At 48.0% G+C, this 6,233-nt stretch carries 6 protein-coding genes; all 6 read right to left on the bottom strand.

The features are described from left to right. Positions 1 to 223: 223 nt before the first annotated feature. Positions 224 to 1,120 carry a DMT family transporter gene (locus L4C36_RS20500; RefSeq protein ID WP_428479655.1) on the bottom strand — a complete coding sequence of 299 codons (897 nt, stop codon included), beginning with the start codon at positions 1,118 to 1,120 and terminating at the stop codon, positions 224 to 226. A 137-nt stretch (positions 1,121 to 1,257) separates the two neighbouring features. Continuing rightward, positions 1,258 to 2,085 (bottom strand): sugar phosphate isomerase/epimerase family protein, encoded by an 828-nt coding sequence (locus L4C36_RS20495; protein ID WP_428479657.1) that lies wholly within the window; start codon positions 2,083 to 2,085, stop codon positions 1,258 to 1,260. Between the two features lie 226 nt (positions 2,086 to 2,311). Then, entirely contained in the window at positions 2,312 to 3,145 is an 834-nt protein-coding gene (locus L4C36_RS20490; RefSeq protein ID WP_428479654.1) for a MurR/RpiR family transcriptional regulator, read from the bottom strand. 77 nt (positions 3,146 to 3,222) lie between these two features. Beyond that, a complete protein-coding gene (locus L4C36_RS20485; protein ID WP_428479653.1) occupies positions 3,223 to 4,050 on the bottom strand; it encodes a class II fructose-bisphosphate aldolase in 828 nt (275 codons plus the stop codon). A gap of 11 nt (positions 4,051 to 4,061) precedes the next feature. Next, positions 4,062 to 4,931 (bottom strand): 5-deoxy-glucuronate isomerase, encoded by an 870-nt coding sequence (locus L4C36_RS20480; protein ID WP_428479652.1) that lies wholly within the window; start codon positions 4,929 to 4,931, stop codon positions 4,062 to 4,064. A 297-nt stretch (positions 4,932 to 5,228) separates the two neighbouring features. After that, positions 5,229 to 6,224 carry a 5-dehydro-2-deoxygluconokinase gene (iolC, locus tag L4C36_RS20475; protein WP_428479651.1) on the bottom strand — a complete coding sequence of 332 codons (996 nt, stop codon included), beginning with the start codon at positions 6,222 to 6,224 and terminating at the stop codon, positions 5,229 to 5,231. Positions 6,225 to 6,233 lie beyond the last annotated feature (9 nt).

Genomic DNA, 6,233 nt, shown 5'->3' with positions numbered 1-6,233 from the left:
TCACACTACCAACCATTAAATACACATAATTTAAAATAAAAATAACGACGTAAAGTCATTTACTGCCATCACTATTAGCACATTGAATAGCATGCCATTCGTAATAAAGTTTGATGTGAGATTTTTAATGCAAAAAGAGAAAAGAGATAACCGTATTTATCGCTGAATAACAAGCCATAAATACGGTTGAGTTTGATACGCCACAATGAATGATACGCGCGTATTATGCCGCAGTAGATCGACGGTAAAAACGTCTCATCAACAACGGACCAGCCCGGTAAATAAACAACGCAGACAAGATCATCAGACAGCCAGTGACTTTGTGTGCGGGCATCTGCTCTGCATACCACAGTACGCTCAACACCACCGTCCAGACCGGTTCTAATATCATGATCACCGCCGCATTGGCTGGCGTACTGTGTTTTTGACCGGCAGTTTGCATGACATAACGGATACTGGTCGCAACCAACATACTCAAAGCAAACCAACCCCAGATTTCCATACTGATGGTTTCAGGCCACGTTTCAAACAGCAGTGACGCCAGCAAGCCAACACACCCTGTGACAAAGAGCTGCAATGCCGTCAGCAATAACGTTGGTAGACGGCGGGCAAACTGACTGTTCACATTAAAGTGAATGGCAAGCATGGCTGCGGCGGCCAAAAACCACCCCTGACTCGGTGAAAACTGCCACTGTACTGCCCCACCCAAAGACAGCATGGCCAACCCAGAAAAAGCGACCGGCAAAGCAAGCCAAAACACACGAGGCGGTTTGATTTTATATAACGGCCACGCCACTAACGGGACAAACAGCATGGACAGACTCATAATGAATGCCCCTTCGCCCAATGTACTCGTGGTCGACATGGCATAGATCCACATCAGCAATGCGGTTCCTAGCAGTAAGCCGACGCTCATGGCTTTGCCAATATCCACTCTTGCTACGTCACGAAAGTGGCCAATACAAAACGGTAAAAGGAAAAGGGAGGCCATGACAAATCGTAAGCCTATGAAACCAAAAGGCGGCAAGCCTTGAATGGCCTCTTTCGAGAAAACCCAACCTGCTGCGGCTAACAGCGTTGTCCCGATAAGAATTAAGTCAGCACGGCGTTCTAATTGCATGGTAAAACGCTCCTTGTGCAAGTAGGAGGCACAAGGCCTCCAAATGATGTATCCACTTCATGTGTCCAATAACTATACCCAGAGACCTAAGCGATCTAATTGACCTTAAATACCCCGGCTATATGGCTGATTCGTCCCTACTTAATCAATGCCCTCATTCCTTGAAGCATCTGCTCAGCCAGCGAATAATGATCCTGTTCCCACAGCTGATCATTCAAAAACTCACCTGAACAAAAACCATCATATCCTGTTTCCACAATTGCGCTAGCCCACTCATGCAACGGAATATCCCCTTCGCCTAATAAATAACCACGTAGGGCGCGTTCATTTGGCCACGCTTCCCCAACCGCAGGGCGTTTTCCGTCAGAAAAGTGTACGTTGTAGATGCGTTCTTTCTCGATCTTCGCCACTTGCTCAGGCGTCGCACCGCGACACGCCCACAGGTGCCAGGTATCCAATACAAAACCAAAGTTATCGCGACCAACGGCATCATGTAGGCGCAAATAGTCGTCAAGGCTAGCAATCGGTGTCCACGCCGCCCCTTCATATTGGAAACGAATACCGTACTCACGGCCAATGTCTGCAATGTTACGGATATTGTCGGCAGTCAGACGAATATTGTCTTCAACGGAAAGTCCGTTCAGCCCTTCAAACGCATTAAGCTGGATTGTCGGTGCACCAATTTCTTTGGCAACGCGGCATAGGGTTTCCGCTTGAGCAAAGACACGTTGTTGATCGTCTTTGGTGGCGGCTTCTACACCACCAATAATATCAATCGCTGACGCTTGTACACCGGCGTCTTGTAGACGGTCTTTCAACATTTTCGCGGTTAAACCCGCGTCTAAATAACGCCATAATTTGTCGGTATGTATTTCCAGCCCCTCATAACCCGTTTCTTTGGCGAGTCGGACATCAGAAAGAATATTACTGTAGAGTGAACACATTCCATGCAAGGCAAAACGCATCATACATCCTTAGTGACATTGTATGTCATCAAACAGAGGGGGAATAGATGCCACGTTAATGGCATCTATATATGAAAATATAAATAGATTAAAGTCATAGCGCGGCAAGTAACAGACAATCACCAAGGACAAATAACAGGGTGTTATTCATGTCCTCGGTGGCTTTTATTTATTTCTGCTAGCTAGGCTCTTATCTTAATAAAACGTTTTATCGTTATTAAAACGGTTATTTAATGTCTTGGCACATTAAGCTGACGGCTAACGTTTGTGCCAAATACATGGAACTACTTAATGAGCGGAAGCCCATGACGTCCCCTTCCTTCACTTCAAAGCACACTTCCATTTTATTGCCTTGATCCATCATTTGATTATCCGTGATGGCCACCACCGGCACCCCTTTCGCATAAGCGGCATCAATCAATTCACTGGTTTCCGGTGCATACGGACTGTAAGTAATGGTCAGCAATACATCTTTATTGCTCATACGTCGCGTCATGGGTCTTAACATGCCACCATGATCATCCAGCAATACCACATTGTTGTCTGACTTCATGAGCGCATAACACAAGTAAAACGCGACCGGATAAGCACGGCGCATGCCTTGAATATAAATGGTGTCGGCATCATTGAGCAGCGCAACAGCACGTTCAAGTTTTTGCGGCGACACTGACATTTGCAGTTCTTCTATCGCCTCGATATTGGCTTGACCAAAATCATGGAAAATAGCGGTTGGCGAGTCTTGGCTCACTTGTTCGCTAGCGCGCGCTTTTTTCACACGCTCTTTATAATCACGGGGGCGATTAAGGTATTGATCACGGAAAAGAGCCTGCATCGAACTGTAGCCCGCATACCCCATGGTATTGGCAAAGCGACTTAATGTAGACAGCGGTACATTGGCTTGTTCCGCAATGGTCGCCATTGTTTCTACCGCCACCAGCATCGGTTGTGCCATCACAAAATCGGCAACTTGTTGAAGTCGGTGGCTCAGGCTATCGTAACGCTTCACGATCAGTTCACGTAACGTATCCAGATCCACAGGGACTTGCTCTTCAACTTCCATAAATGGCCGCTCTCCCGCTTAAAAGTAATAATAACAATACAATGCCCCTCACTAGTAACACGTAAGGGGCGTGTATTCTATGACAATAACAGTAAGTTGCGAATCGCTTCTTGCTTCACATAAGGCATTGCCTTTTGCATGAAGTAAATACGGTCAAATTTATGTGGTTCCTGGTTCATATAATCGCGTAAGTTATGACCAAGCGCCTGTCGCAAACAGGTACCAATATTGAATTTAGACACGCGACTCTGCTTTAGCTTAATCATGTCTTCATCGCGGATCCCACTGCTGCCGTGGATCACAAGAGGAATCGACACTTCGTTGGCAATGCGATCCAACAGGCCAAAATCAATGGTGCACGTTGGTTCCGTTAGGCGGTGTACGTTGCCCACTGAAATCGCAACACAATCTGCACCGCTTTCATTGGCAAAGCGTGCCGCATCTTCCGGTGAGGTGTAAATGGTTTTAATGTGATCACGGCCTTCGTCATAAGGTACCGAACCAATCTCCCCTTCCACTGACGCACCCAGCGCGTGCGCGACATCCGCCACTTTACGTGTGCGAGCAATGTTTTCTTCCAATGGCAACTGTGAACCATCAAACATCACCGAGCTGAAACCGGCTTTCAGCGCACGAAAAACAATTTCTTCTTCGTAGGTGTGATCCAAGTGTAAACACACGGGGGCCGTGCTGTTATGCGCCAAATTCAGGAACATCGCCGCCGCCGTTTCAACGCCATAGAAATCCACAACGTCTTTGTTACAGGCCAGAATCACCGGCTTACCGACTTCCTCAGCCGCTTCAACCACGGCTTTGGCATCTTCAAAACCAAACACATTAAAGCAAGGCACTGAATAATTTGATGCTGCAGCCTGAGGCAATAAATCATTTAAGTTTACAAGCATGACGGGCTTCCTTATTTGAATTTGGCAATCATATCCTTGATGCCTGGAATGGTGTTCACCTGGTACTCATGGTGCGGGTCAAAGTGTTGAATCAATGACTTCGACGTTTTCCCCACAATGATGGTGAAGTAATACATTTCATAACCCGGTGCTGCCACGCTTGGGTGATAGCCTTTATCAATCGCAATCACTGAGCCTGTGCGTACGTGATAAACCGGACCGAAATCATCTTCATGCTCATACAGGAATTGCGCACCAAAACCGAAGTCTGGGTTAAAGCGGAACTGATACACTTCTTCGTACAGGGTTTCTTTGCTGCCATCTTCTTTCACACGATCTTCATCGTGTTTGTGCGGCGGGAAACCAGACCAACCACCCGCGCCCACGGTGAACAACTCACTCACTAGCAAGCGACCACGTTTGTCAGCATTCGCCTGACCCAATACGTGCTTAATTTTACGGTGGGTTTTGGTCTCGTCAGAGCCGTACTGAACAATATCCACTTCGTCTTGGCGAGAGCAGAACGGTTCAAGCGCCGTTTCAAACTTGCCGCCAGCGATCATAATGTCAGCCTTATCACTCACACATTCGATTTCAGCGGTATAACCCAGCGGAACATACACGGACTCCGGATTCCCTTCCCACACCGATTTACGCTGGCCGATATTGTCAAACACTGCCACCGTGTCGCCGTTGCTGACTTTGATAGAACATGTCCCACCCGCCAGTACGATCACAGACTCATAGCCTTCAACGTGGTGTTGGTGCGTGTCGCCTTGTGCAAGGCAAACTTGGTTGAAATAACACAGCGGTGTGACGTCATCATTCACATCGACAATCGGTTGGTTTTTATTATCAAAAGGTGGGATATGCTTACCCATGTTACTTTCTCCTCACTGCCCTGCCTGTCTTTGCATGAATCATCTGTCATCAGTCGTCAGGTTAGCGCGTAAATAGTTGAATGAATGTCTGTTGTTTGGTGACTGCTCTTTGTGAGCGTTCTTAGTAAGCCTCTCAATGGTGCGGCTTGGTGTTGAGCTTCTGGTGCAAGTGCTGAGAATAAAAAAGCCGGGCCTCGATGGTATGTATGTCACAACTAAACGTATTTATCGTTTCATACTGGCCCGGCTGGACCTAACCGCCTGTTGTCCTTGTCTGCCGTTATCAAGCAGGGGGAATTACAGGCTTTGCTCTCTGGTCTCAATAAAGTCAAATAACTGTTCTTTGGTTGGCATCGCTTCTGTGCAGCTGTTACCACTCACATTGATCGCAGCGGCGGCAGTACCGTGTTTAACACCGGCTTCCAGCTCCCCTCCATTGACCAATGTCCAAATCAATCCGCCAGCGAAAGAGTCACCCGAACCGAACGGCTTTTGGGCCTCTACGCGGAAAATACCTTGTTCAAACTTATGGCCGTCACGGCAGTAGACTTTTGAGCCCAGCTCACCCGCTTTCACGACCACCACTTGCGTGTTAGCCCGTAGGAAACGCGCGGCTGTGGCATCATCATCCGTGTTACCTGGGGCAAGCACGGTTTCCATCATGTCGAATTCTTCACGGTTACCGATCACGATGTCTGATAGCCCAGCAGCAATGCCGTAATAAATAGAAGCATCCACATCGGTGCGCCATGAGTACGGACGGTAGTCCACATCCAGCACCACCAATGTATTGCTGCGGCGGGCGTGTTCCATGGCAATCAATGTCGCTTCGCGGCTTGGGCTTTCTGATAGCGCCGTGCCAGTTACCACCAGTACTTTACTGCTGGCAATGTATTCTGCACTCACCTGCTCAGGCTTGAGCGTCAGGTCTGAGGCGTTGTTACGGTAAATCAAGACAGTACATTTGCTTGGCTTCATCTCTGTGAAGGCCACAGAGGTGCGGGAACCTGAATTGTCTGTCATCATGCCATCCAGGTTGATCCCTTGGCCTGACATGTAACTTTTTACGTAACCCCCGAATGCATCATCAGCAACACAACCAATAAACCCGACGTTAGCGCCCAGTCTGTTGATAGCGACGGCAATATTGGCTGCCGAACCGCCGACGAATTTGTTGAATCCAGTGATATCTGCCATGTCCGTGTTGGATTCACGGGCGTAAAGATCTACGCCCGCGCGACCTAACACGATGGCATCCAGCTTGCGATCTTGCTGAAGTGCAATCTTTGTCATAGTAAGGCC

The sequence above is a fragment of the Photobacterium japonica genome, from assembly GCF_050337005.1.
GTDB lineage: Bacteria > Pseudomonadota > Gammaproteobacteria > Enterobacterales > Vibrionaceae > Photobacterium > Photobacterium japonica.
The sequence above is the reverse complement of the archived record's forward strand: the minus strand, read 5'-3'. Positions and strand labels throughout refer to the sequence as shown.

Coding starts and splice junctions, on each gene's coding strand:
- L4C36_RS20500 (WP_428479655.1), bottom strand. CDS start 1,120: ATGCAATTAGAACGCCGTGCTGACTTAATTCTTATCGGGACAACGCTG.
- L4C36_RS20495 (WP_428479657.1), bottom strand. CDS start 2,085: ATGCGTTTTGCCTTGCATGGAATGTGTTCACTCTACAGTAATATTCTT.
- L4C36_RS20490 (WP_428479654.1), bottom strand. CDS start 3,145: ATGGAAGTTGAAGAGCAAGTCCCTGTGGATCTGGATACGTTACGTGAA.
- L4C36_RS20485 (WP_428479653.1), bottom strand. CDS start 4,050: ATGCTTGTAAACTTAAATGATTTATTGCCTCAGGCTGCAGCATCAAAT.
- L4C36_RS20480 (WP_428479652.1), bottom strand. CDS start 4,931: ATGGGTAAGCATATCCCACCTTTTGATAATAAAAACCAACCGATTGTC.
- iolC (WP_428479651.1), bottom strand. CDS start 6,224: ATGACAAAGATTGCACTTCAGCAAGATCGCAAGCTGGATGCCATCGTG.